The following is a 25,544-nucleotide window of genomic DNA, read 5'->3' as shown; positions in this document are numbered from 1 at the left end:
AGGGCCATGAAAAGCAATATAACGAGGAGACATAGATCATGTGGCAACACTATCTGCGGGTGGCGACGGCGGCGTTGACGGGTGTGGCGTTATCGGCGGCCGCCCATGCCGCCTTTCCCGAGAAGGCCGTGCGCATCGTGGTGCCCTTCGCCGCCGGAGGCGGAGTGGACGCGTTGACGCGTCCGTTTGCGCAGGAACTGGGTGCAGAGCTTGGGCAGACCGTCGTGGTAGAGAACAAGCCCAGCGCCACGGGCCAGACGGGCGCGGCGGAAGTGGCTCGGGCTGCGCCGGACGGCTATACCTTGCTGCTCAGTTCCGCCGCCTTCGGCACGACGCCGGCTTTTTACCCGCAGGCGCCATACCACCCGATCAACGATTTCGCGCCGATCACCATACTGGCCGCGGCGCCGCAAGTCGTGGTGACCAGCAAGAAGTTCAAGGGCAAGAGCATCGAGGACCTCTTGCGCATGGCCAAGGCGGGTGAGCCCATCAACGTCGCGCTCAGCGGCATTACCGGCATGCAGGCGTTGGCGACTGAAATGATCGCCGCCCAGGCGGGCGTGACATTCACCAAGGTTCCATACAAAGGCGCGGGCGCAGCTTTCAAGGATCTGCTGAGCGGCGAGGTCGACGTGATGGTCGACAACCCGGCGTCTTCGTTGCCCCATGTGCGTGCAGGCAGCCTGAATCTGATCGCGACGACAGGCGCGAAACGCATGGCCACCTTGCCCGATACCCCCACGGTGGCCGAGACCCTGCCCGGCGTCGAGGCCCGCAATTGGTTCATTCTGGCGGCCCCCGCAGGCACGCCACCGGAGGTGATCGAGGTGCTCAGCCGCGCCGCCGTCAAGGTGGCGGGCGGGCCAGTGATGCAACGTTTTTTCGAACGAGACGGTACCGAGGTGGTGGCGAATTCACCTCAAGAGGCCGAGCAATACCTGCGCGACGAAATCGCCAAGTGGGGAAAGATCGTCAAAGAGCGCAACCTGCAGCCCTGAAATCAAGCGGAGCAAGACATGGGAAGACTGGACGGCAAGATCGCGGTCGTGACCGGCGCCGCGGGCGGTATAGGCAAGGAAATCGCGCTGGCATTTTCGCGCGAAGGCGCTTCGGTCGCCATGCTGGACAACAACCTGTCCTTGCTGCAGCAGGCGGTGGCGACAGTGCCCGGCGCCAGCCTGCTGCAGTGCGATGTGTCGGACCGGGCGGCCGTGTGCGCGGCGATCGACGGATATGTCGTGCAGGCAGGGGGGCTGGACATACTGGTCAACAACGCCGCGTACTTCCACTACGGCTTGCTGACCGACATGCCGGAGCCGGTGGTCGACAAGATGATAGACGTGGGCCTGAAAGGCGCCCTGTGGTGCCTGCAGGCCGCCACGCCGCACCTGGTGGCGCGCGGCGGTGGGGCGGTCATCAATCTGTCATCTGTCGCGGTTTCGGTGGCGATCAAGAATGCCTCGGTGTACAGCTGCATCAAGGGCGCGCTCGACACGTTGACGCGCCAGCAGGCTGTTGAACTTGGGCCTCAACGCATACGCGTGAACGCGCTGGCCCCGGGGCCTGTGGTCACGCCAGGCGCAAGCTCGGTGATAGACGCCCAGGGATGGGAGACCCGCCGGGCGCGCACGCCGTTGCGCCGGTTGGCCGAAGCGACGGATATCGGCGCCGCGGCTGTCTTCCTGGCCTCGGACGAAGCCGCGTCCGTCGCCGGCGTGACGCTGAAGATCGATGGGGCCATGACAGTCATGGGCTACTGACGCGAGGCCGGATTCCCGTGTTCGACTCCAAAGTCATACCGGTCGCCAGCGCCGCGGATCAATTGACCCGAGACGGGCTGGCCGAGCACCGTTTCGGTGTAAGTGCCATGGCGCGAGCCCGGCTCTGCCTGCTGGACTACCTATCGTGCGCACTCGAGGCGCTGCCGCTGCCCTGGAGCGAACAGGCCGCGGCCCTGGCCCGGCCTGCCGCCGGCGGAGCGCACGTGATCGGCCGCGCCGGCCCGCGGCAACCGGACGCGGCCGCGTTTGCCAATGCCGTCGCCGGACACGGACTGGTGCGCGAAGACATGCACGCTGGCAGCGTGGCGCACCTGGGCGTGGTGGTGTGGCCAATGGCGCTGGCGGTCGCGCAGCAGCAGCGGGTGACCGGGCAACAGTTGCTGCATGCCGCCGTGGTCGGATATGAGGTCGGGGCGCGGCTGGGGCGGGCCATCATCACCCCTGCGCTCGCTCGCCTGTTCCGGCCCACCGGACTGGTCGGCCCTTTCGCTGCCACGATAGTGGGCGCGCGACTCTATGGACTGGACGCGACCCGCACGCGCCATGCGCTGGCGCTTGCCGGCAACTGCTGCGCAGGCCTGAACGAATGGGCGCATACCGGAGGCAGCGAGATGTATTTTCATCCCGGCTTCGCCGTGCGTAATGCCTGGGCCTGCCTGGAACTGGCGCGCTGCGGCGCGCAGGGTTCAGCGACCATTCTGGAAGGCGATGCCGGCTTCTTTCACGCCTACGCGCGTGCGCCCATGCCAGGGGGCGTGCGACTGTTCGCGGACGGAACGGTTGAAATCGAATACGTCTTCAACAAACCTGCGCCTGCCTGCAATTTTGCCCAGACACCGTGCCAGGCGGCCTTGATGGCGGTGCGTGAAGCCCAGGGCCGCCGCATCGTCGAGGTGTGCGTCGAGACTACCCAGGCTGCGGTGTCATACCCCGGTTGCGCCGCTGCCGGGCCATTCCAGTACGCCCTGCAGGCCAAGATGAGCATCCCGTTCGGCGTGGCAGCCACGCTCGCCCGAGGCGCCATCTCCGAAAGCAACTACCAGGATCTGCACGATCCCGAGATCGCCCGGCTGGTGGCCGTCACGACGATTCGCGCCGACGCCGGCTACAGCGCCGCGTTCCCGGCTCGCCAGGGGGCCCGAGTGAGGCTGCAGCTGGAGGACGGCAACAGCGTCAGCGTCGCGCTGGACGATGTCGTGGCGGCGGATGAGGCGTTGATTCGTACCCGATTCCGGCAGGCCGCAGAAACGGTGCTGGACGCCGGCACAGTGGCGCGGATCGAAACGCTGGTCGATGAGTTCGAAGAAGTTGCCGACGCGGGCGAACTGCCGCGCCTGTGCGCGGCGCGTGCGGACTGACTCTACAGCAAGGAAGCAGATATGACCGAACTGCAAATTCATCTGGAAGCATTCCTGCAGTCGCTGGCTGCGGGGCTGCTCGTAGGCGGCATCTACGGCCTGATGTGCGTAGGCCTCGCGATGATCTTCGGGATCATGCGCGTGATCAACTTTGCCCAGGGCGACTTCATGATGCTCGGCATGTATGTCACCTATTTTTTCTTCGTGCTGCTGGCCGGCCTTGGCATGGCGGGGTCGATGCTGAACCCCTATGTGTCCATGCTGCTGGCCCTGCCCGTGATGTATTGCGTGGGCTACCTGGTGCACCGCCTGCTGATATCCCGCGTCACCGGCGGCAGGACGGCCAGCCTCGAGGGCGAGGGCCATTATGCGCAGCTGATCCTGACTCTGGGCATTGCACTCGTGCTGCAGAACGGCGCCATGATGCTGTTCGGCCCGGAGCTCGAATCCATACGCACACCGCTGTCGAGCAGCGCCTGGGAAATCGGGCCGCTATGGGGCGACTTCGTCAGCGTCTTCGTCAATAAGGGGCGGGGCATTGCCGCGCTGATTTCCGTCGCGGCCATCGTGGCACTGGCGATGGCAGTGGGTCATAGCCGCCTGGGCAAGTCGCTGCGGGCGGCCGCCGACAACCCGGTCGCCGCGTCGTATATGGGTATCGATGTCGACGGCGCCTATCGCATCGCATTCGCCCTGGGAACCTGCATCACGGCTCTGGCCGGCGGTCTCCTGGCCACCAATTACCCCTTTCATCCCTTCGTCGGGCTGGAGTTCGTCATCGTGATGTATGCCGGTGTCGTGCTGGGCGGCATAGGCAGCATCCTGGGCGCGTTCTGGGGAGGCATGGTCATCGGCCTGGTCCAGCAGTTGTCCAGCCTGGTGTTGCCCACGCAGTTGCAGAACGCAGCCATCTTCGTTTTCTTTCTGCTGATCGTCATTCTCCGGCCGCAGGGATTCTTCGGCCGCGTCGCGGAGCGGACCTGATGAAATCGATGCGCACATTCCTGATCATGCTGGCGGCTGGGGCCGCCTACCTGGGCGCAGCGCTGCTGGTCGACAACTCCTATCACCAGCTCATCTTCACGCTGGTGCTGGTGTGGGCATGCTTCGGCCTGTCGTGGAACATGCTGAGCGGCTACACCGGGCTGGTGTCGTTCGGCCACGCCGCGTTCTTCGGCCTGGGCGCCTATGCGGCGGTGCTGGGACAGATCAATCTGGGCCTGTCGCCATGGCTGATGATCCCGCTGTCGGGAGTCATCGGGGCAGTAGCGGGCCTGCTGGTGGGATTGCCCACGTTCCGGCTGCGCGGGCACTACTTCGCGCTGGCCATGCTGGCCTATCCGCTTGCCCTGCTGTATGTCTTCGAGTGGCTGGGATACCAGGAAGTGACGTTTCCCATGGTGCGCGACCATCCCGCGCGGTATATGCAGTTCTCGAACCCCTGGCTGTATACCGTGGTGGCCATGGCGATGCTGCTGTTGTTCGTGATGCTGACCCGTTATGTCGAGCGCACCCGCTTCGGCATGGCGCTCATTGCCATCAAGCAGAACGAAGCGGCAGCCGAGGCGGCAGGCATCGATACGCTGCGTTGGAAACTCAAGGCGATCGCGCTCAGCGGCGCAATCGCGGGCGCTACGGGCGCGTTCTATGCCGTGGTGCTGCTGGTGGTGACTCCCATATCCGTGTTCGGCATGCTGGTGTCGGCGCAGGCGTTGACAGTCACGATGTTCGGCGGCGTGGGCACGGTGTGGGGGCCCATCATCGGCGCGGCGATTCTGATTCCCCTGGGCGAAATCCTGCACGCCGAACTGGGTGCCGCGTACCCCGGTATCCAGGGTGTGATCCTCGGCATTGCCATCATCGTGGTGATCCTCGCGGCCCCGGAAGGGGTTTTCTGGAAGACCCGTGACTTCTTACTGCGGCGCGGTGCATTGCGGCAACCGCAAGCAAACGCACAGGCGCGAGCAGAGCATGGCGCCGAGCCATATCCGACGGCAGATGTACTCGCCGCCACCGCAGCGGCGCCGATGCCGCGGCGCCGCCCAGCCAGCGACGAGGTGGTGCTCGATGTACAGGGCCTGTCCCGCAGCTTCGGCGGACTGAAGGCGGTGCACAACGTCAGCTTCCAGGTGCGCAAGGGAATGATCCTGGGCATCATCGGGCCGAACGGCGCCGGCAAGACTACCCTGTTCAATCTGTTGAACGGCTTCCTGAAACCCGACACGGGGCAGGTGGTATTCAAGGGCGTCGACATGGCGGGCCGCAAGCCTCATGTGCTTTGCGCGGCAGGGGTGGGGCGCACTTTCCAGGTCATGCGTCCGTTCATGCGGCTGACCGTGGCGCAGAACGTCAGGATTGGCGCCTACGTGAAGGCCCGCAGCGAATCCGAGGCCGAGGCGCTGGCCGCGCAGGCCATCGAACGCGTCGGCCTGGCCGACTGTGCCGATCGTGTCGCTTCTGTGCTGACGACGCGCCAGCTCCGTCTGATGGAGCTGGCCCGCGCGGTCGCGGGCCAGCCCGAGCTGCTGCTGCTGGACGAGACGCTGGCAGGCCTGGGGCAGGGTGAGGTCGACGATGTGGTCGCCGCAATACGCAGCCTGTCGGCAGAGGGCATCACGATCGTCATCATCGAACACACCATGCAGGCCATGGTGAGGCTGGTCGACGAGTTCGTTGTGCTCGATCACGGTGTGGTGCTCGCCACGGGCGATCCCCAGTCCATTACGCAGGACACGCGGGTGGTCGAGGCCTACCTGGGCAAGAAATGGAGCGCGAAAAATGCTGCTTGAAATCGACAGCCTGGTGGCCGGTTATTCGGCCTTGCCGGTGCTCAACGGCATATCGGTCAAGGTGCGCGAGGGCGAGTTCGTGTCTATCGTCGGCCCCAACGGCGCCGGCAAGAGCACCTTGTTCAAGACGGTTTCCGGCACTGTGGCCACGATGTCCGGGGCCATCCGATACGACGGCAAGGACTTGCTGGCCGTGCCGGCTTCACAACGGCCCCATCTGGGCATTGCCCACGTGCCGGAAGGTCGTCAGGTCTTCGCGTCGATGACTGTGCTCGAAAACCTGGAAATGGGCGCCTATACCGCATCCGGCCGCCGCGACTGGGAACGCAATCTGGCCCGCATCTACGAGTGGTTTCCCGTGCTCAAGCAGCGGGCCCGTCAACTGGCCGGCACATTGTCCGGAGGCGAGCAACAGATGGTGGCCATCGGGCGCGGCCTCGCATCGTCGCCCCGTTTGCTGATGCTGGACGAACCTTCCATGGGCTTGTCGCCCGCGATCGCGGATTTCATCTTTGATCGCCTGATAGACATACGCCGCGAGGCCAGGCTGACCATTCTGCTTGTAGAGCAGCGCGTCGCCGAGGCGCTGCAGTTTGCCGATCACGGCTACGTGCTCGAAACCGGGCGCGTGGTTCTGGAAGGCACCCACGAAACGTTGCAGGCGGACGACCGGGTCCGTCGCGCGTATCTCGGCATGTAAGCCGGCAAGAACCGCCGCGCAAGCGGACAAGAGGAGACAATCATGAACATCCGATCGATAAAGTACCTGGCGTTGGCGGCCGCCTTGGCGGGCTGGCTGTCGTCGGGCGCAGGCCCCGCCAGTGCTGCAGAACCCGCGCCGGTGAGTGTGGGTCTGATCGCGCCCATGTCGGGCATTTATGCGCGCCCCGGCCAGGTGATGCGCATGGGTGCGGAAATGGCCGTGAAAGATATCAATGCGCAGGGCGGCATCAAGGCCCTGGGCGGCGCCAAGCTGAAACTGGTGGTAGTGGATTCGGGCGACTCAACCGAGAAGGCGAAGAGCGCCGCCCAGCGCATGGTGGCGGATTTTCCTGACCTGGTCGCGGGCACCGGCGCCTATCTGAGCTCTTTCACGCTCGCCGTGACCGAAGTGACCGAACGCGCGCGCCTGCCGATGCTGACCCTTTCGTATTCCGACCAGATCACGGCACGCGGATTCAAGTACATCTTTCAGACTTCGGCCACCGCCGGGCGCCAGGCCGACCTGGCCTTGCCGATGATTCTGGACCTGGCGGAAAAGGCCTCGGGCAAGCGTCCCAAGACCGTGGCCATTATTACCGACAACACCGCCGCATCGCTTTCATCGGTAAAAGCCATGAAAGACGGGCTGCTGGCCAAGAACAAGCTGGAGCTGGTCGTCGATGAGACGTTCACTCCACCGCTTTCCGATGCCTCGTCGCTGATTCAGCGGGTACGGTCGCGTCGGCCGGATCTGGTGTTCTTCTTGCCCACCGTGATCTCCGACGCAAAACTCATACTCGAGAAGATGAACGAGACCAACGTGCGCGTGCCTGTGATTTCGTTTGGCATCGCCATTGCAGAACCGGATGTGCTCAATACGGTCAGCCCGCAACTGATCAACGGCGTGATGTCCGCTGTGGCCAACTGGGGGGCCAAGGGTCAAGAGGCGCTGATCCAGCGCATGAAGGCCGAATACAACGAGCCCTGGATGACCCAGAACGCCATTTCGACCTACGGCGACATGTGGATCATCAAAGCCGCACTGGAGAAGGCCGGCAAGGCCGATCGCGAGTCCGTGGCGCAGGCCATGCGTACCCTGGATGAGGGCAAGACCCCATATTTCCCGGGCGGCGAACTCAAGTTCGATGAAGCCGGGCATCGGGTCGGTGCAACGCTGACTGTGATCCAGTGGCAGGACGGCGTGCCCGTCACGGTGTTTCCGGAAGATGTGGCCATCGCGCAACCGATCTGGCCGGGCAAGCAATAAAAACGTGCGCGGGGCGAGCCCGCGCACATCGCATACCGTCTAGAGAGAATATTGAATTATTGTATTATTGAATTTGACGAGCCGCTTGCGCCGCAGGCAAAAGGAATCAGCATGGAAAACAATGATCAGTTCGAGCAAGGCCTGGACAACCGCAGAAGGGTGCTGGGAGCCGCGCACGTCGACAAATCGTGGGCGGCGGCCGACGATTTCAACAGGCCGATGCAGAAGCTCGTCACTGAGTACTGCTGGGGCGAGATCTGGGGCGACCCGACACTGTCTTTCAAGACGCGCAGCATGTTGAACCTGGCCATACTCACCGCCATGAGCCAGCATCACGAGCTTGCCGCGCACGTCAAGGGCGCACTGCGGAATGGCGTCACAAAAGACGAAATCCGCGCCGTGCTGATGCAGGCTTCGGTGTACTGCGGCGTTCCGGTCGGCCTGGGTGCCTTCCGCGTCGCATCGCAGGCGATCAGCGCCTACGAGGCAGAAGCCGCCAACGCCTAGGGTGCTGTCATGGCTCAACAGGATCGGGTGGGTTTTATCGGGCTGGGCAATATGGGGGGGCGCATGACGCGCCGCCTGGTGGGTGCCGGCATCGCCGTCTGTGGTTATGACACCGATGCGAGCCGGGCTGCCGCCGCAGGGGCGCAATCCGCAAGCTCGCTTCGCGAGGCGGTGGACTACGCCGATGTCGTGCTGCTGTCCCTGCCCGATAGCCGGGTGGTCGAGGCCGTGGTGGAGGCGCCGCAGGGCCTCCTGGACTTGTGCCGCCCCGGGCAGGTGATCGTCGATCTGAGCACGGCTGCGGCCAGTTCCACCCAGCGGCTGGCCGGGCTGTTTGCGCAACGCGACGTGCAGTTCATTGACGCGGGCGTCTCGGGCGGCGCCGCCGCCGCCGAGCAAGGCAAGCTGACGCTCATGGTGGGCGGCGACGCCGGCACGGTGGAATCCTTGCAGTGGGTGTTCGCGCCCTTCAGCAGCAAAGTGCTCCACATGGGCGCCAGCGGCGCCGGGCACGCCACCAAGCTGTTGAATAATTTTCTCAATGCCGTGAGTCTGGCCGCGACCGCGGAGGTCATGGTTGCCGGCAAGCAGGCCGGCCTGGATCTGCATCGCTTGCTGGAAGTGCTCAACAGCAGCAGCGGCGTCAACTTCGCCACGCTGAACCGTTTCCCTCACATCGTCGATGGAAACTATCTCGAGGGCGGGCTCACCAGCAAGCTAATGACCAAAGATGTCGTGCTGTACGTGGACATGGCCCGCGAGCTGGGCGTGGCGTCGCTGAATGCGGCTGGTCCGCTGTCGTGCTTTGGCCTGGCCACGGCCCTGGGCTACGGAGACCAGATCAGTAATCGTGTCGTGGACGCCATCGGTGATGTAAGCGGTGGCGTCCGTCTGAAGACTTGAAAGCAGGAGACTATCCAATGAAAGTGTTTCATGGCAGGGCAGAAGGCAAGGTTTCGGAACAACGCAGTTCAACGTTCACCGGGGTGGTGTGGGGTGACCCCATCATGCCGACGACGGACAACGTCACGATCAATTCGGTGTTCTTCTCGCCCGGAGCGCGTACCTATTGGCACACGCACGAGTTGGGCCAGATTCTGCAGGTCACGGCCGGACGCGGCTGGATCTGTGCCGAGGGCCAACCGGCGCAGTCGATCCGGCAGGGCGATGTGGTCTGGATTCCGCCCAACGAGCGCCACTGGCATGGTGCGGCCGCCGACACTTACATGATTCACGTGGCCACCTCGATCGGCGCCAGCAACTGGCAGGAAGAAGTCTCTGAGCAGGACTACGCCAGCAGTACTGGCGCGGCCGGCTGAAGGGGGGCCACGATGATTGTCGAGCTACGCGTCTACCACTGCGCGCCGGGCCGTCTGCCCGCCCTGCACGAGCGCTTCACCACCTCCACGCTGGGCTTCTTCAAGAAGCATGGCATCGAACCAATCGGTTTCTGGACCACGCTTGCCGGACCCACGAACCAGTCGCTCACCTATCTGCTGAAGTGGGATAGCCTGGCCGAGCGCGAACAGAAGTGGAACGCCTTTCAGTCGGACCCCGAATGGATCGAGAAGCGGGCGGCCAGCGAAGCAGAGAAAATCATCGTCGAACGGATCGAGAACCAGTTCCTGGCGCCCACCGCCTACTCGGCCTTGAAATAATCCCCGCCAGACGGCAACGGCGCTCAGTCGGGCGCCTGTTCCGCCAACTCGCGCCGCAGTTCTCGCTTGAGCACCTTGCCCGACGGGTTGCGGGGCAGGCTGTCGCGCAGCACGAGTTTCTTGGGCAACGTCGAGACCTTTTCTGCTCAGTTCACGTCCTCGTCGCTGCAGGCGCTGGGCGAAGATCTGCGCGAGCGATGCCGCGAAGCCAGCCGCTCGATTTCGGGCGGTGCGGCCGTGGCATTCTGACTCGGCTGCGGGTACGCCAATTGCGTCCATTGCCCCGCAGTGGGCTGTGACATCGCGCGCGTTGAAGGCGGGCCAGGCAAAACCCAATTGCGCCGCGCGGCTTATCAGAGTATCCATAGCGGTAACGACAGTTGAGACAACCCGCCGATAGCTGGTGGACCGGGCGGCACAGCCCGGCGACCCAGCCGGTCGGCGGAACCCGCCCTGGCAGCTTGCCCGGCGGACTAAGCCAGGAGGGGCTTATGGCAGTGGTGTACGTAGAGTTCGAACGGGCGCGTGCCGCAAAGGCGCGTGCCGCCTCCAGGGCGATTCACTCACGCGGCCGCGTGCCGCGAGGCGACCCCGGCCGCAAAGTCTTCTGGGGGTGTATGGCCGTGGCGCCGCTTGCAGGACTGGCGGCACCGCTGTGGGCGGTGCCGCAATTGGGCGAGCCATACGGCTGGGCGCTGGCGGGAACGGGCCTCCTCGGTTGTGTGCTGATGCTGTTCCGACTGGCCATGCACGAGGCCGACAGAGCGCGCGACGTCTGCTGAAGCGGCGCGCCGCCCTGCGGCGCACGAACGCCCGGCCGGTGACGGTCCGGGCTTATTTTCCATAGCAGTCTCGTCAGCACTCCTGGGCGCGAAGCGGCAGGCTTGCGGCGACGCCTTGGTGTTACGTATACTTGTACTGTCATCAATACAACAGATCAGGAGACAAGCCGATGTACGGACTTATACGCGTGGCCGCTGCGTGCGGCATAGCCGGAGCGCTGGCGTTGCCGCTGTCGGCCGCATGGGCGCAAAGCAACGCTATCAAACTCGTGGTTGGCGCTCCTCCTGGGGGCACTACCGACACCGTGGCGCGCAGCATCGCGCAGCACATGGGGAAAGATCTCAAGCGCACCGTGCTGGTCGAGAACAAGCCGGGGGCCGGCGGCAATATCGCGGCCGACTACGTGGCCAAGAGCAACCCCGACGGCAACACTCTGCTGGTGACGTTCACCAGTTTCTCGATCAACGCGTCGCTATACCGCAACCTGCCATTCGATCCCGTACGCGATTTCACGCCCATCAGCATGCTGGCCAATGTGCCCAGCGTGCTGGTCACGCGCAAGGATTTTCCGGCCCAATCCATGGCCGAGTTCGTAACGCTGGTGCAGGCCAATCCGGGTAAATACACCATGGCGTTGGGCGCCATCGGCTCGTCGCTGCACCTGGCGGGCGAACGTATGAAAATGCTCACCGGCATGGATATTCTCAATGTGCCGTACAAAGGCACCGCCCCCGCGATCACCGATCTGCTTGGGGGGCAGGTCGACATGATGTTCGCCAGTTCGCTCAATGCGATGCCCTCCATCAAGAGTGGGGCGCTCAAGGCGCTGGGCGTCAGCAGCCCGAAACCACTGGCTCAGTTCCCCGGTGTGCCCCCTATCGGCGATACCATCAAGGGTTTCGAGTCCAATGCATGGTTCGCCCTCTTCGGCCCGGCCAAACTGCCCGCAGACACGCTTGCCACGCTCAATGCCGCGGCGCGCAAGGCGGTCGATACGCCTGAGTTTCGTCAACTGCTCGAGCGGGAAGCCGCCACCGCGGTCAGCAGCAGCCCGGAAGAACTGGACGCGTTCGTGCGCCAGGACATCGAGCGGTACGCCGAGATCGTGAAATACACGGGCGCCACCGTCGACTGATCCCCTCACTGGAGCCTCACGTGTCCGACAGCCCGCTTCCGCTTTACCACAAGGTGTACCTGCTGCTGAAGCAGCGGCTGTGGGCAGGCGGCTTTGCCTATGAGGTCGCCATGCCGGGCGAGAACGCACTGGCCGCCGAATATGGGGTGTCGCGCCTGACTATCCGGCGTTCACTCGACCTGCTCGAGGCCGAAGGCCTGATCGAGCGTCGGCAGGGCAGGGGCACGTATGCCGCGCGACCCACGGCAGTGCCGGTGGCCCAGCAGGGTTCCGACCTCGACGGCCTCATGGCGCATCTTGCCCGCATGGGCATGCAGACCCAGGTGCGATTGATCGAGCTCGACACCTTGCCGGCCACCGGTCAGCTTGCCGCCCGCCTTGAGCTTGCGGCAGGCAGCCTGGTACAGCGTTCCGTGCGGGTACGCAGTCACCACGGGTTGCCGTTCTCGCACCTGACCACCTTCGTGCCCGACGAGATCGGCTGCCGTATCCGGCGAGAAGACCTCGCGTCGAAACCCTTGCTCGCGATTTTTCGCGATCTGGACGTGAGGGTGGCCGGCGCGGAGCAGGCCATTTCCGCGGTGCTGGCCGAGCCTGGGGTGGCGGAATTGCTCGACGTGCCGGTGGGGGCGGCGTTGCTTTCCCTGCATCGCCTGGTTCGCGACACGTCTGGGCGGCCGGTGGAATGGCTGCAGGCGCAATACCGTCCTGACCGCTACGAATACCGTATGAACATGCAGGCTCACGACATGCCTGGCCAGCCAACATGGCTGCCTGCGGCGACGCCTGTCGGCGAATGCGCATGATGGAGGTCTTGTCGTGACTGCACAGACACTCGCCCAGAAGCTGCTGGCCGCCGCGGCCGGCCGCGACACGGTGCGCATTGGCGATATCGTGACATGCAAGGTGGATCTCGCCATGTTCCATGACTCCAGCGGTCCTCGCCGGCTCAAGCCCATGCTCGAGGAACTGGGTACCGGGCTGTGGGACCGCTCCAAAGTCGTGCTGGTGCTGGACCACTATGTGCCCGAGGCCGATGACGAATCGCGCCGTATCGTGCGCATTGCACGCGAATGGGCGCTCGAACAGGCGCTTCCGCACGTCTATGACTCGGTAGGCATCTGCCACGTCGTCGTGCCTGAACACGGGCACATCAGGCCGGGCATGTTCTGCGTGGGCGGCGATTCGCATTCGCCCACGGGCGGCGCCTTCGGCGCGTACATGTTCGGAGTGGGCAGTACCGAAATGCTGGGCGTGGTGGCCAGCGGCGAAATCTGGATGCGCGTCCCCGAGACGCTGATGATGCGCTGGAACGGGCGTCTGGGCCCGGGCCTGAGCGCGAAGGACATGATGCTGCACATGATCGGCCGCCTGGGCATGAATGGCGGCCGCTATCAAGCCGTCGAGTTCTGTGGCGAGGCGGTTCGGGCGCTGTCCATGCAAGAGCGCATGACCCTGTCGAACATGTCGGCGGAACTGGGCGCGCAGGCAGGGCTGGTGGCGCCCGATCAAACGACCGAACAATATTTGCGCCAGGCGGGCGTGACCGGCCTGGACGTTGCGCACTGGCAGTCCGATCCGGGCGCTCCTGCGCACTTGCATGAATTCGATGCCGCCGCATTGGCGCCCCAGGTCGCGGCGCCGCACAGCCCGGCTAACGCATCCGACGTACAGGCATACGAGAATGTGCCGGTGCAGGTCGCGTACATAGGCGCCTGCACGGGCGCCAAGCTTGACGATCTGCGCGCTGCCGCGCGCGTCCTGCAGGGCCGCAAGGTGGCAGCGGGCGTCAGCTTGATGGTCGCTCCCGCCAGTCAACGCGATCAGGCCGCGGCCCATCAGGAAGGCATATTGCCCGAATTGCTGCAGGCCGGCGCCACGCTGTTGCCGACGTCGTGCGGAGCCTGTTCCGGCTATGGCGGCTCTATTCCCGAAGGCGTCAACGTCATCGCAACCACTGCCCGGAATTTCAAGGGACGTATGGGCGCATCTACGGCCCAGGTCTACCTGGCATCGCCGTACACGGTCGCCGCCTCGGCGCTGACTGGTCAAATCACCGATCCGCGCGAGTTTCTGGCATGACTATCACTCACACAGTCTGGCGCGTGGGCGACGACATCGACACCGACCAGTTGGCCCCCGGCGCCTACATGAAATTCAGCATCGACGAAATCGCTCGTCATTGCCTCGAAGGCATTCGGCCCGAATTCGCGGCCCGGGTGAGGGCGGGCGACGTGTTGGTGGCGGGTCGCAATTTCGGCATCGGATCTTCTCGCGAACAGGCCGCCGCGGCGCTCGTGCAGCTTGGCGTGCACGCCGTCATCGCGCCCAGCTTCAGCGGACTGTACTTTCGCAACGCGTTCAATGTGGGATTGCTGCTTCTGACTTGCGATCGCGCGGGCGAAATCTCCGAACGGGAGCAGGTCGCGATCGATCTGCCCAATTGCCGGATCCACCGATCCGACGGAACGTCCCTGACGTGCGACCCGGTACCGCCCTTTCTGCTCGACATGGTGCGGGCGGGGGGCCTGTTGCCTCAGTTGAAGCGCCGCCTGGCCGATGGTTCGCTCACTCGTCACCCCCTGAGTGCATGATGTCCGAACGTACATTGAAGAATCGTCTCGCCTCCGGCCCCGCCTTGCTGGCGCCGGGCGTCTACGACGCACTGTCGGCACTCGTCGCCGAGCAGGCCGGCTTCGACGCGCTATATCTGTCGGGCGCCTCAATCGCCTATTCGCGTCTGGGCCGTTCCGACGTCGGGCTCACCACCTATACCGAGGTCGAAGACGTCCTGGCGCGCATAACCGAACGGGTAAGCCGTCCGGTTATCGTGGATGGCGACACGGGGTTTGGCAATGCGCTGAACGTCCAGCGCACGGTGCGCGGTTTCGAGCGCGCGGGTGCGACCATGATCCAGCTGGAAGACCAGGGTTTCCCCAAGCGCTGCGGACACCTGGCGGGCAAATCGGTGGTGCCGGCCGCTGAGATGTGCGGCAAACTGCGCGCGGCCCTGGATGCACGCCAGTCCGATGCCACCCTGATTCTGGCCCGCACCGACGCGCTGGCCGTCGAGGGCCTCGACGCCGCGTTCGACCGCGCCGAGCGTTATCTGGAATGCGGCGTCGACGCAATTTTCATCGAAGCGCTGCGCTCACCCGCGCAACTGGATGCCGCCTGCGAGCGATTCGCATCGCGTGTGCCCTTGCTGGCCAATATGGTCGAAGGCGGCCAGACCCCGATCGAGAGCGCCGATGCGCTGGCGGCCCGCGGCTTTCGCATCGTCATATTCCCGGGCGGCACGGCGCGCGCCGTGGCGCATACGCTGCAAGGCTATTACGCAAGTTTGCGGCAGCACGGCACGACCGTGCCCTGGCGCGACCACATGCTGGATTTCGACCAGCTCAATGCCGTCATCGGTACACCCGCTTTGATGGATGTGGCGAGCCGATACGACTGACGCCCGGTCGCGCCCACATGCGTGGACCCGCGGGCAGCGCCGCGCCGCTAGGGGCCTTCCGGCAAATCTTGGGTCGACGGATTGCCGCGCGGCAGCCAGTGCCAGAAGACGGCGGCGCCAGCCAGGCCGAACGCGCCCATCGCGGCCACGGCAGCTGCCAGCGAGACCAGCGCAGTGATGGCCGACAGCAGCACGGGCCCCATGCTGCTGCCGAGGTCGGCCATGAGCCGCCAGATTCCCAGGAATTCGGTGCGGCCTACTTTGGGCGCCGAGTCGGCCCCCAAGGTCATGACAATGCCCGACCCGATGCCGTTACCCATGCCCAGCAGCATGGATACCGCAATGAACCCAACCAGGCCCGTGGTCAGCGAAGTGCCGATCAGCGCGAAACCCATCAGCAGGGTGCAAGGCACCGCCACCCATAGCCTTCCACGCCGGTCCATCAGCGTGCCGGCCGGATAGAACACCGACATGTCGATAGCGGCCACCAGGCCGTAGATGATCGACGTGGCGGTGGCGCTGATGCCCAGGTGGTCGGCCCAGAGGGGAATGACGACCTGGCGTGAGCTGCGTACGGCGCTGACCAGCAGGATGCCGAGGCCCAGCGTCAGGAAGACTCGCAGGTGGCCGCGCGCGACATCCAGCATCCTCGGCTTGGCCTGCGTCGCGGCATCGCGGCGCTCGGGAGGCGTCATGTCGGGAGCAAAGCGGGCGATCAAACCCGCGCCTGCCATGGCGATGATCGCGATCCAGTACGCGCCTTGCAGCCCCATGAAGTGAATCAGTGCCGCGCCGGCGAACGGCCCGGCGAACACGCCGATCCGCATGGTGCCTGCCAATGTCGACAGTGCGCGGGCGCGCATGTGCAAGGGTACGGCGTCGATCATGTAGCTTTGCCGGGCAAGCATGAACACAGACGAAGCCATGCCGATAAAGAAAACGCCCACGGCCAGCATGAGGGCATTGAGGGCGAAGATGCACAACAGGAGCGCCAGCACGCTCAGTGTTGCGGCCCCCATCATCGATTTGCGTTCCCCATGTCGGGACGTGATCATGGCGGCCGGTATGTTGCTCACCAGCGAGCCGATGCCGATCAATGCCACGATCAGGCCCGAGGTGGCTACCGAGGCATCGAGTTCGCGCGCGGTCAGGGCGATGACGGGCAGGATGGCGCCGTTGCTGACGCCGTAGAGGACGGACGGGCCGAATGCCGGGACGGCGATGGTCCTGAAGCTGAATGGGGCGTCGCGGTTCGGCACGGAGCTGCTGATCAAGGTGAAGCCTGGCCCATTATTCTAGCGCCGCACGCGCTGCTTGCCGGCGGGGGCATTGCCAGCTATCTTTGTGGCATGACGCCTCCTCCAGCCACCGGCGCGGGTCCATTCTTCATTGTGCAGAACATGGGTTCGGGCCGCGTCGACGCGCGCGAGGCGCAGGCGACGATCCGCCAGGTCCTGGACGAGGCCGGCCGCACGTACGAACTGATTGCCGTCCGCGAAGGCCGCCAGCTACCTGCTGCGGCTCGATCCGCGGTCGACCAGGCCCGTAGTCAGGCAGGGTCCGTGGTTGCCGTGGGGGGCGACGGCACGCTCAGCGCGGTCGCACAGGAAGTGCTCGCCACGGGATTACCCTTCGGCATCCTGCCGCAGGGCACTTTCAACTATTTCGGTCGCACCTATGGCATCTCGCAAGACACCGAGGCGGCGACTCGCGCACTGATCGCGGCCACGCCGCAGCCGGTGCAGGTCGGGCTGCTGAACGGCCGCCTGTTCCTGATCAATGCCAGCCTTGGGCTGTATCCCCAGTTGCTCGAAGATCGTGAAGCATATAAGCAGCGTTATGGCCGCCGGCGGGTGGTGGCCGTCTGGTCGGCGCTGGTGACGCTGGCCCGGGCGCATCGCCAGCTCACACTCCAGCTCGAACACGAAGGGCAGACCCGCCAGCTGCGAACGCCCACCATTGTGGTGGGTAACAATGCCCTGCAGTTGCACCAGATCGGCATTGACGAGGCCGATGAGCTCGAGCGGGGCCGGCTGGTGGCCATGGGTACCAGGCCGGTGGGTACGCTGGCGCTATATGGGTTGTTGCTGCGCGGCATGCTCAGTCGGCTTGGAGAGGCCGACAACGTATTCAGCTTCGGGTTCGACCAGCTCACCGTGCGGGTGGGGCGGGGCCGCCGGCGGGTCAAGGTTGCGCTGGACGGCGAAATCACCTGGGTCCAGACCCCGCTCGAGTTTTCCGTTTCGCCGCAGCCGCTGCATTTGCTGGTGCCGCCCGAGCCGCTGCGCGCGGATCCCGAATGACCCGGCTGTTGCACATCTCGGACACCCACTTCGGGTGCGAAGACCATGCGGTGGTCCAGGGGCTCCTGCGGATGGCGCATCGCCTCGAGCCTGAATTGGTGCTGCTGGGTGGCGATGTCACGCAGCGCGCCCGGCGCGCCCAGTTCGCATCCGCGCGGCGTTTCGTTCAGGCGCTGCAGCGGCCCGTGCTGGCCGTACCCGGCAATCACGACCTTCCTCTCTATAACCTGGTTGCTCGCCTGTTCGACCCCTATCGCGGCTACCGTCGGGCGCTCGGCGCCAACCTTGAGCCGGTGGTCGAAACGGATCGTCTGCTGGTCATCGGCGTCAATTCCACAAGGCCCGCCCGTCACAAGAATGGGCAGGTGACGGCCGGACAGATACGCCGGGTCGCACAACGCCTGCGCGCCTCGAATCCCGAAAGCCTGCGGGTGGTCCTGTTGCATCATCCTGTCAGGGCGGTCGTCGAAAGCGACAAGGCCAATCTGCTCATCGGCCGCGAAATCGCGGTGCCGGCCTGGGTTGATGCTGGCGCCGACCTGATCCTCGGCGGGCACATCCATTTGCCTTATGTGATTCCCGTTCATGGCGCGGCCGACCCGGTGCCACGGCGTGCCTGGGCCATTCAGGCCGGCACGGCGGTGTCGCGGCGACTGCGCGGCGGGGTGCCCAACTCGGTGAATGTGATCGAGTACCCGCCCGACAGGGCCGTGCGCGCCTGTTCGGTGCAGCGCTGGGACTACGCCGGCGATTCCGGCGAGTTCCGCTGTGTCGCCGAGCAGCCGCTGGAATTGCAGCACACTGGCTGAAGCCGCGTGCCGCATCCCGGCGCCACCGGGGCGGCGCGCCCGCGGATGCTGCATAGGGGGGCGGTGCATGCGGTCCCGGCCTCGCGTGATCCCGGGGGCGCAGCCGGCGTTCCGACCGCCCCGCTGCCGCAAGGCGATCGGCCGGGCATGCCGCCCCCGATGGTCCCGCTCGTGTATAACGATCCGTCTCACCACGGCCAGCGCTTATGGAACTTCTCGTCAACTGGATCGCCACCCATCCGTTCCTGGTGTTCCTTGCCGTTCCCGGCATGGCGGGAATGGCAGCCTGGGGCCTGGGTCGTCGCCTCGAACGGCGCGGTACCCCATGTCAGCCGCGAACGTGGTGGCTCCTGTCTGCCACGGCGGGCGCCATATTTGCCGCATTCGCCATCACGACCGCGCGCCACGTTGCCATGATCGACATCGACAACCTGCTCGCCTCAGGGCTCAGTCTTTCCATGCCGCCCGCGCTCCTCTGGATGCTGTCCTGGTTCACGCACTTGGGCGACAGGGAGTTTCTCACGCTCATTGCGGTCGGAATGACGGGCGGGCTGTTGTGGCGGCGGCAGTGGCGTCTGGCGCTTGCCTGCGCCGTCATCACCGGCGGGGCCGGGGCCCTGAACCAGCTTTTCAAGCATCTGTTCAAGCGGGTGCGTCCCGAGCATGCGCATGGCTATATCCATGCCGACGGCTGGAGTTTCCCCAGTGGCCACGCCACCGCCTCGCTGGCTGTCTACGGATTTGCCTGTTACCTGGCGATGCGGGCCTTGCCGGCCGCGTGGCGCACCCCGTGCCTGGCCGGCGTTGCGGCGCTCGTCGCCGCCATCGGCGTCAGCCGAGTGTTGCTGCAGGTGCATTTTCTCAGTGATGTCGCGGCCGGCTTTGCGTTCAGCCTTGCCTGGTTCGCCCTGTGCATGGCGGTGGCCGGCTCGATGGGCACAATCAGGTCCCGCAGATAGCCAGCAGCACCTGGCGCAGCACGGCGGTGTCGTAGCGCGGTGGAAGGGCGCCCAGGGCCGCGTGGGGCGACCCCGCTCTGTAGGTGGCACCCGCGGCGTCTGCCGCGCGGCACAGGTCGGCCGACTCGGCGGCCGGCAAAGGGCGCAGATTCCACAATAATTTGCCGCGGATATCCGCGCCCACTTCGCCGTCGCTGAATCGCTCGAGTGTCCGGTCAATCTCGCGTCGAGCCGGCAACGCCAGTACCAGCAGGTCCGATTCCCGCAGCACCTCTCGCGCCGACGTCGCCAGAGTGGCGATTCCGCGAAAGGGCTCGCACAGCGCCTCGGCGACATCGAACACCGTCAGCGTCGCCTGGGGTGGGGCGGATGCAAGTATGCAGCGTGCGGCCTTGCTGCCGGCCTCGCCCAGGCCTACCACCCCGATCCGTATCAAGGGCGGCCTCATGGCGCCGGCACCGCCCAGGTGCTCACGATGTGCGCGACGGGCTCCTCTGCATTTTCTCCGTGCAGGATCACTTCGCCGGCGGCCAGGCGTCCGACCTTCAAGAGCCGGGCTTCGGCCACCACGGCGCCCGCCGGGCTTTTGCGCAAGAAGTTGATAGTGAGGCTCGCCGTCACCGCGTTGGGCTGCCCGGTCGCGCCGACCACGGCGGCATACAGCGCCAGATCGGCCAAGCCCATCAGCATGGGGCCCGCGACGATCCCGCCCAGCCGCTGGTGAGCGTCGCGTGCCGGCAGAACGGCTCGAGCAGTCCCATAGCCGATGTCGGTAACCTGCACTCCCAATATGCCGGCAAACGGATGCTGATCCGCCAGGAGGCGCTCGAACTCGGCCACGCTGATGCGCGCCACAGCGGTAGGGCGTGTCATCAGCGTTGCTCCAGAGTGGTGCAGTAACGGTCCAGCAAGACTTCGGCGCGCTGGCCCAGCGACTTGACCCGACGCGTGTGAAACAGCAGCAACAGGCCCATCAGATAGGTGAATACCTGCATCTGCTCGACGGCGATCGTCTCGGTCGGCCATTGCTTGGCCGCGCGCAGACCCAGGCCCAGCTGGTCCACGCAAGTGCCCAGGCGCGCGTTCAGCCGGTCATCGGTGTCGCGCCCCAGGCCGCGCGGTCCCAGACCCTGGAACAGGTACATGCCCAGTGCGAACTCCGTGGGACGTTCGGCGTAATACCGGAAAAAGGCCGTCGTGACCCGTCGAGCGGCGCCCAAGGGGTCTCCAGCCAGGGCGTGGGTCAGTCGCTCATGCAGCTTGGCCAGTGAACGATCCAGCAATTCGGCATAGATCGCCTCTTTGCCATCGAACCAGGGGTAGATCGCTCCCGTGGTGCAGCCGGCCTCTTTGGCGATCGCGCGTACCGTGGTCTGTTCCAGTCCATCGCGTTGGAAGACACGTTGCGCGGCCTCCAGAATGAGCTGCCTGCGCAAGGCGACGAAATGTTGCGCGCGGGACGTAGGAGTGGGTTTCATCACTGGGGTCGAATAGCAGTGTGTCGATTTAATAACACTGTTATTGATGACGCAAGCACCCGTGCGGTACAGCTTCCGCGGCCCGCACGCCAAATGTATCCACGGGGTGCGCCGTGTTTCGAGTGGTATGAGCCGTTACAGGCGCCGGGTGCCGCCAATGCCCGCTCAACGTAAGCTGGCTGCTTACAAAACCGCATGAATACGCGCTTCCCGGCCGCTTCAGGGTAAACGCGTAGGCGTTTCTACCCATCTCGGTGCAATGTTGCGTGATACCAACAGCATGGGCGGCCAACTCGCACTTTTCTGGGCACGGCCATAGCCAGTGCCGGGGTTTTTTGATGCAATAGCGTCAACTTCCCTTCGCGGAGTTAGGGGGGCGGCAGGCTGATGCAAGCGTTGCTGCTCTTGTCACTCAAATCAACGGAGATTTCTTAAATGAAAAAGACTCTGCTCGCTGCCGCCCTGCTCGCCGGTTTCGCCGGTGTGGCCCAGGCAGAAACCTCGGTGACGCTGTACGGCATCATCGACACCGGTATCGGCTACAACAAGGTCAAGGGCGACGGTTTTGACGGCAGCCGTTTCGGCATGATCAATGGCGTGCAGAACGGTTCGCGCTGGGGCCTGCGTGGCACCGAAGATCTGGGTGACGGCCTGCAAGCCGTGTTCCAACTCGAAAGCGGCTTCAACTCGGGCAACGGCAACTCCGCTCAAGGCGGTCGCCTGTTCGGTCGTCAAGCCACGGTCGGTCTGCAAAGCGAAAGCTGGGGCCGTCTGGACCTCGGTCGTCAAACCAACATCGCGTCGAAGTACTTCGGCTCGATCGATCCGTTCGGCGCCGGCTTTGGCCAAGCCAACATCGGCGTGGCTCTGAGCGCTGCCAACACCGTTCGCTACGACAACATGGTCATGTACCAGACCCCGTCGTACAGCGGCTTCCAGTTTGGCGTCGGCTACTCGTTCAACGCTGACGACAACTCCGGCAGCTCCTACCGCACCAACGACAACACGCGCGCCATCACCACCGGTCTGCGTTACGTCAACGGCCCGCTGAACGTCGCTCTGTCGTACGACCAGCTGAACGCTCCTCACGTTGATGACGAAAGCGCCACCCCGCGCATGTACGCCATCGGCGCTTCGTACGACTTCGAAGTCGTGAAGCTGGCCCTGGCCTACGCTCGCACCACCGACGGCTGGTTCGCCGGCCAAGGCGTTGCCAGCGAAGCTGGTAACATCAACTTCGGCAGCAACGCTTTCGAAGACGGCTTCCGTGCCAATTCGTACATGGTTGGCCTGACCGCCCCCATCGGCGGCGCTTCGAAGCTGTTCGGTTCGTGGCAAATGGTTGATCCCAACAACTCCGACCTGACCGGCGGCGACGAGACGATGAACGTCTTCTCGTTGGGCTACACCTACGACCTGTCCAAGCGTACCAACCTGTACGCCTACGGTTCGTACGCCAAGAACTACGCGTTCCTGGACGACGTGAAGAGCACCGCTGTTGGTATCGGTGTCCGTCACCGCTTCTAATCGTCTGTGAGGCGCAAGCCTCGCTGCGATTCGCAAGCACGCATGCGGCCTCGCCGCATGCTGAAAAGCCACCTTTCGGGGTGGCTTTTTTTATTCTGCAAAAGGTCAATCAACCCTGGTTTCCGGCGAGGCTGGTTCAGCGGATAGTCACTTGGCAAATGCTACAATCTGAAGGTTTGCGCATTTGACGGACGCCAGAATGAACTTGCAACAGTATTTTCCCGTCCTGCTGTTTATCGTGGTGGCTACCCTCATCGGGTTTGCGCTGCTGACAGCGGGGTCGCTCCTGGGGCCGCGGCGTCCTTACGCCGAGAAACTCTCGCCCTACGAATGTGGTTTCGAAGCCTTCGACGATGCTCGAATGAAGTTCGACGTGCGCTACTACCTGGTGGCCATCCTCTTCATTCTCTTCGATCTTGAAATCGCCTTCCTGTTTCCCTGGGCCATCGCGCAGGGCACCGTGGGTCTGGTCGGTTTCTGGTCCGTCATGGTCTTCCTGGCCGTGCTGACGGTGGGCTTCATCTACGAATGGAAAAAGGGCGCGCTCGACTGGGAATAACCCACGTCATTTCGCACGCTATCAGAGACCAATATGGCTATAGACGGCATCCTCAAGCAAGGTTTCATCACTACCAGTGCCGACAAGTTCCTCAACTGGGCAAAAACGGGCTCGATGTGGCCCATGACGTTCGGTCTGGCCTGTTGCGCGGTCGAGATGATGCACGCCGGCGCGGCGCGCTACGACCTCGATCAGTTCGGCATTATTTTCCGGCCCAGTCCGCGTCAATCCGACCTCATGATCGTGGCCGGCACGCTTTGCAACAAAATGGCGCCGGCGCTGCGCAAGGTCTACGATCAGATGCCGGAGCCCCGCTGGGTGGTGTCCATGGGCTCCTGCGCCAACGGTGGCGGCTATTACCACTATTCGTACTCGGTGGTGCGTGGCTGTGACCGCATCGTGCCTGTCGACGTCTACGTGCCGGGCTGTCCGCCCACCGCCGAAGCGCTGGTCTACGGGCTGCTGCAGATGCAGAACAAAATCCGCCTGACCAACACCATTGCCCGCTGACGCGCCGTGCAGGGTGCCAAATGGCGCCCGCCGCACCGCCAGCATATCGGTTCACCAAAGCAATCATGACGATGACCAGGCTCGAAACCCTGAAACATAATCTGCAGGCCGCGCTGGGCGCTGATGTCGCCCTCGTCGAGGCGCTCGGCGAGCTCACGCTCGAGGTGCCGGCCGACCAATGGCTGTCCGTGTGCAACAAGCTGCGCACCGAAGCCGGCCTGCGCTTCGAAACCTGCATCGACCTGTGCGGCGTCGACTACCTTACCTGGGGCAACGGTACGCGCCAGGGCACCGAAGAAAAGGTGGCCGGCGTGCAGCGCACCCGCTATGCGGTGGTCGTGCACCTGTTGTCCATCGAGCACAACTGGCGGCTGCGCGTGCGCACGTGGGCGCCCGACGACGATTTCCCCATGGTGGGCTCGCTGGTTGAATGCTGGCCCGGCGTGAATTGGTTCGAGCGTGAAGCCTTCGACCTGTTCGGCATCGTCTTCGAAGGCCACCCCGACCTGCGGCGCATTCTCACCGACTACGGCTTCATCGGCCATCCCTTCCGCAAAGACTTCCCGCTGTCGGGTACCGTCGAAATGCGCTACGACCCCGAACAAAGCCGCGTCATCTACCAGCCGGTCACCATCGACCCGCGCGAAATCACCCCACGTGTCGTACGTGAAGACTCCTACGGCATGGGGCGCTAAATCATGGCAGAAATCAAGAACTACACCCTGAACTTCGGCCCGCAGCACCCCGCCGCACACGGAGTGCTGCGTCTGGTCCTCGAGCTCGACGGCGAAGTCATCCAGCGTGCCGACCCCCATATCGGGCTGCTGCACCGCGCCACCGAAAAGCTGGCCGAACACAAGACCTACATCCAGGCGCTCCCCTACATGGACCGTCTCGATTACGTGTCCATGATGTGCAATGAGCACGCCTATGTCATGGCCATCGAGAAGCTCTTGGGCATCGAGCCGCCGTTGCGCGCGCAATATATCCGCGTCATGTTCGACGAGATCACGCGCGTGCTCAACCATCTGATGTCGCTGGGCTCGCACGCGCTCGACGTCGGCGCCATGGCGGTGTTCCTGTACGCTTTCCGCGAGCGCGAAGACTTGATGGACTGCTACGAGGCCGTGTCGGGCGCGCGCATGCATGCAGCCTACTACCGGCCGGGCGGCGTCTATCGCGACCTGCCCGACTCCATGCCGCAGTACGGCGAGGCCAGCAAGTACCGCGGCGACAAGGAACTGCGCCTGATGAATGACGCGCGGTCGGGATCGCTGCTCGATTTCATCGAGGATTTCACCAACCGCTTCCCGGCCTGTGTCGACGAGTACGAGACCCTGCTTACCGACAACCGCATCTGGAAGCAGCGGCTGGTGGGCATCGGCGTGGTCGATCCCGAACGCGCCAAGGCCCTGGGCTTTACGGCCCCATGCTGCGGGGTTCGGGCGTTGCCTGGGACCTGCGCAAGATGCAGCCCTACGAAGTCTACGACCTGGTCGAATTCGACGTGCCGGTGGGCGTCAACGGCGACTGCTACGACCGATACCTGGTGCGCATCGCCGAGATGCGCGAAAGCAATCGCATCATCCGCCAGTGTGTCGAATGGCTACGCAACAATCCCGGTCCGGTCATGATCGAGAACCACAAGGTCGCACCGCCCAGCCGCACCAGCATGAAAACCAACATGGAAGAGCTCATCCATCACTTCAAGCTCTTCTCCGAGGGGTTTCATGTGCCGCCGGGCGAAGCCTTTTCGTCCATCGAGCATCCCAAGGGTGAGTTCGGCATCTACCTGGTGTCCGACGGCGCCAACAAGCCGTACCGCCTGAAGATTCGCGCGCCCGGCTTCGCCCATTTGCAGTCGCTCGACGAAATGTCGCGCGGCCACATGATCGCCGATGCCGTCACCATCATCGGCACGCAGGACATCGTTTTCGGCGAGATCGACCGCTGAGCTATCAG

At 64.4% G+C, this 25,544-nt stretch carries 29 protein-coding genes and 1 pseudogene; 26 read left to right on the top strand and 4 right to left on the bottom strand.

What is annotated here, in order from left to right; genetic code table 11:
• The first annotated feature begins 38 nt into the window (after positions 1–38).
• The 18 genes from ACV17W_RS07570 to ACV17W_RS07485 all read left to right on the top strand — a co-directional run bounded on the left by ACV17W_RS07570 (position 39) and on the right by ACV17W_RS07485 (position 15,437).
• The gene (locus ACV17W_RS07570) at positions 39–998 is read left to right on the top strand and encodes a tripartite tricarboxylate transporter substrate-binding protein (RefSeq protein WP_462595809.1); all 960 of its coding nucleotides are present in this window, start codon (positions 39–41) and stop codon (positions 996–998) included.
• An 18-nt stretch (positions 999–1,016) separates the two neighbouring features.
• Positions 1,017–1,760, top strand: a complete 744-nt coding sequence (locus ACV17W_RS07565; protein WP_462595808.1) for an SDR family NAD(P)-dependent oxidoreductase — start codon at positions 1,017–1,019, stop codon at positions 1,758–1,760.
• A gap of 17 nt (positions 1,761–1,777) precedes the next feature.
• Positions 1,778–3,139 (top strand): MmgE/PrpD family protein, encoded by a 1,362-nt coding sequence (locus tag ACV17W_RS07560; protein WP_462595807.1) that lies wholly within the window; start codon positions 1,778–1,780, stop codon positions 3,137–3,139.
• A gap of 21 nt (positions 3,140–3,160) precedes the next feature.
• Positions 3,161–4,123, top strand: coding sequence for a branched-chain amino acid ABC transporter permease (locus tag ACV17W_RS07555; protein WP_462595806.1), 963 nt, complete (start codon positions 3,161–3,163; stop codon positions 4,121–4,123).
• Positions 4,123–5,928 carry a branched-chain amino acid ABC transporter ATP-binding protein/permease gene (locus ACV17W_RS07550; RefSeq protein ID WP_462595805.1) on the top strand — a complete coding sequence of 602 codons (1,806 nt, stop codon included), beginning with the start codon at positions 4,123–4,125 and terminating at the stop codon, positions 5,926–5,928. Before ACV17W_RS07555 ends, ACV17W_RS07550 begins: the two co-directional genes overlap by 1 nt.
• Entirely contained in the window at positions 5,921–6,628 is a 708-nt protein-coding gene (locus ACV17W_RS07545) for an ABC transporter ATP-binding protein (RefSeq protein ID WP_462596494.1), read from the top strand. Before ACV17W_RS07550 ends, ACV17W_RS07545 begins: the two co-directional genes overlap by 8 nt.
• A 42-nt stretch (positions 6,629–6,670) precedes the next feature.
• A complete protein-coding gene (locus ACV17W_RS07540) occupies positions 6,671–7,897 on the top strand; it encodes an ABC transporter substrate-binding protein (RefSeq protein ID WP_462595804.1) in 1,227 nt (408 codons plus the stop codon).
• A gap of 111 nt (positions 7,898–8,008) precedes the next feature.
• Positions 8,009–8,404 carry a carboxymuconolactone decarboxylase family protein gene (locus ACV17W_RS07535; RefSeq protein WP_462595803.1) on the top strand — a complete coding sequence of 132 codons (396 nt, stop codon included), beginning with the start codon at positions 8,009–8,011 and terminating at the stop codon, positions 8,402–8,404.
• Between the two features lie 9 nt (positions 8,405–8,413).
• Complete coding sequence (locus ACV17W_RS07530) at positions 8,414–9,307, top strand: NAD(P)-dependent oxidoreductase (protein ID WP_462595802.1); 894 nt, start codon at positions 8,414–8,416, stop codon at positions 9,305–9,307.
• Positions 9,308–9,324: 17 nt separating this feature from the next.
• A complete protein-coding gene (locus tag ACV17W_RS07525) occupies positions 9,325–9,723 on the top strand; it encodes a cupin domain-containing protein (RefSeq protein ID WP_462595801.1) in 399 nt (132 codons plus the stop codon).
• Between the two features lie 12 nt (positions 9,724–9,735).
• The gene (locus tag ACV17W_RS07520; RefSeq protein WP_462595800.1) at positions 9,736–10,062 is read left to right on the top strand and encodes an NIPSNAP family protein; all 327 of its coding nucleotides are present in this window, start codon (positions 9,736–9,738) and stop codon (positions 10,060–10,062) included.
• Between the two features lie 66 nt (positions 10,063–10,128).
• Positions 10,129–10,311, top strand: coding sequence for a hypothetical protein (locus tag ACV17W_RS07515; protein WP_462595799.1), 183 nt, complete (start codon positions 10,129–10,131; stop codon positions 10,309–10,311).
• A gap of 242 nt (positions 10,312–10,553) precedes the next feature.
• A complete protein-coding gene (locus tag ACV17W_RS07510) occupies positions 10,554–10,844 on the top strand; it encodes a hypothetical protein (RefSeq protein ID WP_462595798.1) in 291 nt (96 codons plus the stop codon).
• Between the two features lie 170 nt (positions 10,845–11,014).
• Entirely contained in the window at positions 11,015–11,980 is a 966-nt protein-coding gene (locus ACV17W_RS07505; protein WP_462595797.1) for a Bug family tripartite tricarboxylate transporter substrate binding protein, read from the top strand.
• A gap of 20 nt (positions 11,981–12,000) precedes the next feature.
• A complete protein-coding gene (locus ACV17W_RS07500) occupies positions 12,001–12,786 on the top strand; it encodes a GntR family transcriptional regulator (RefSeq protein ID WP_462595796.1) in 786 nt (261 codons plus the stop codon).
• Between the two features lie 13 nt (positions 12,787–12,799).
• Positions 12,800–14,062 (top strand): 3-isopropylmalate dehydratase large subunit, encoded by a 1,263-nt coding sequence (locus tag ACV17W_RS07495; protein ID WP_462595795.1) that lies wholly within the window; start codon positions 12,800–12,802, stop codon positions 14,060–14,062.
• A complete protein-coding gene (locus ACV17W_RS07490; RefSeq protein WP_462595794.1) occupies positions 14,059–14,574 on the top strand; it encodes a LeuD/DmdB family oxidoreductase small subunit in 516 nt (171 codons plus the stop codon). Before ACV17W_RS07495 ends, ACV17W_RS07490 begins: the two co-directional genes overlap by 4 nt.
• The gene (locus ACV17W_RS07485; RefSeq protein ID WP_462595793.1) at positions 14,574–15,437 is read left to right on the top strand and encodes an isocitrate lyase/PEP mutase family protein; all 864 of its coding nucleotides are present in this window, start codon (positions 14,574–14,576) and stop codon (positions 15,435–15,437) included. The genes ACV17W_RS07490 and ACV17W_RS07485 overlap by 1 nt, the downstream gene beginning before the upstream one ends.
• Before the next feature lie 47 nt (positions 15,438–15,484).
• Here ACV17W_RS07485 and ACV17W_RS07480 read toward each other — a convergent pair whose 3' ends face one another.
• Positions 15,485–16,711 carry an MFS transporter gene (locus ACV17W_RS07480; protein ID WP_462595792.1) on the bottom strand — a complete coding sequence of 409 codons (1,227 nt, stop codon included), beginning with the start codon at positions 16,709–16,711 and terminating at the stop codon, positions 15,485–15,487.
• Between the two features lie 75 nt (positions 16,712–16,786).
• Here ACV17W_RS07480 and ACV17W_RS07475 point away from each other — a divergent pair, with 75 nt between their 5' ends.
• The 3 genes from ACV17W_RS07475 to ACV17W_RS07465 all read left to right on the top strand — a co-directional run bounded on the left by ACV17W_RS07475 (position 16,787) and on the right by ACV17W_RS07465 (position 19,508).
• Positions 16,787–17,740 carry a diacylglycerol/lipid kinase family protein gene (locus ACV17W_RS07475; protein WP_462595791.1) on the top strand — a complete coding sequence of 318 codons (954 nt, stop codon included), beginning with the start codon at positions 16,787–16,789 and terminating at the stop codon, positions 17,738–17,740.
• On the top strand, positions 17,737–18,549 hold the full coding sequence (locus tag ACV17W_RS07470; protein ID WP_462595790.1) for a metallophosphoesterase family protein: 813 nt from the start codon (positions 17,737–17,739) through the stop codon (positions 18,547–18,549). Before ACV17W_RS07475 ends, ACV17W_RS07470 begins: the two co-directional genes overlap by 4 nt.
• A 206-nt stretch (positions 18,550–18,755) precedes the next feature.
• Positions 18,756–19,508, top strand: a complete 753-nt coding sequence (locus ACV17W_RS07465; RefSeq protein ID WP_462595789.1) for a phosphatase PAP2 family protein — start codon at positions 18,756–18,758, stop codon at positions 19,506–19,508.
• On the opposite strand, the gene ACV17W_RS07460 is transcribed toward ACV17W_RS07465, so the two are convergent.
• From ACV17W_RS07460 to ACV17W_RS07450, 3 genes are read right to left on the bottom strand one after another with little or no spacing between them, the layout of a single operon-like run.
• Positions 19,492–19,956, bottom strand: a complete 465-nt coding sequence (locus tag ACV17W_RS07460; RefSeq protein WP_462595788.1) for an NAD(P)-binding domain-containing protein — start codon at positions 19,954–19,956, stop codon at positions 19,492–19,494. The two genes, ACV17W_RS07465 and ACV17W_RS07460, sit on opposite strands and share 17 nt — an antisense overlap.
• Positions 19,953–20,381, bottom strand: coding sequence for a PaaI family thioesterase (locus ACV17W_RS07455; protein WP_462595787.1), 429 nt, complete (start codon positions 20,379–20,381; stop codon positions 19,953–19,955). The genes ACV17W_RS07460 and ACV17W_RS07455 overlap by 4 nt, the downstream gene beginning before the upstream one ends.
• A complete protein-coding gene (locus tag ACV17W_RS07450; RefSeq protein WP_462595786.1) occupies positions 20,381–20,986 on the bottom strand; it encodes a TetR/AcrR family transcriptional regulator in 606 nt (201 codons plus the stop codon). The genes ACV17W_RS07455 and ACV17W_RS07450 overlap by 1 nt, the downstream gene beginning before the upstream one ends.
• Positions 20,987–21,421: 435 nt before the next feature.
• On the opposite strand from ACV17W_RS07450, the gene ACV17W_RS07445 reads away from it, so the two are divergent.
• From ACV17W_RS07445 to ACV17W_RS07425, 5 genes and pseudogenes are all read left to right on the top strand, one after another.
• A complete protein-coding gene (locus tag ACV17W_RS07445) occupies positions 21,422–22,513 on the top strand; it encodes a porin (protein WP_462595785.1) in 1,092 nt (363 codons plus the stop codon).
• Positions 22,514–22,712: 199 nt separating this feature from the next.
• On the top strand, positions 22,713–23,072 hold the full coding sequence (locus ACV17W_RS07440; RefSeq protein ID WP_462595784.1) for an NADH-quinone oxidoreductase subunit A: 360 nt from the start codon (positions 22,713–22,715) through the stop codon (positions 23,070–23,072).
• Between the two features lie 33 nt (positions 23,073–23,105).
• The gene (locus ACV17W_RS07435; RefSeq protein WP_006217960.1) at positions 23,106–23,582 is read left to right on the top strand and encodes a NuoB/complex I 20 kDa subunit family protein; all 477 of its coding nucleotides are present in this window, start codon (positions 23,106–23,108) and stop codon (positions 23,580–23,582) included.
• A gap of 65 nt (positions 23,583–23,647) precedes the next feature.
• Entirely contained in the window at positions 23,648–24,277 is a 630-nt protein-coding gene (locus ACV17W_RS07430; RefSeq protein WP_462595783.1) for an NADH-quinone oxidoreductase subunit C, read from the top strand.
• 3 nt (positions 24,278–24,280) lie between these two features.
• A pseudogene (locus tag ACV17W_RS07425) lies at positions 24,281–25,536 on the top strand (NADH-quinone oxidoreductase subunit D).
• The last annotated feature ends 8 nt before the right edge of the window (positions 25,537–25,544 follow it).

The organism is Bordetella sp. MIP270_01_BMS (assembly GCF_054958705.1).
Note: the sequence above shows the minus strand (reverse complement) of the source record. Positions and strands in the feature narration are given on the sequence as shown.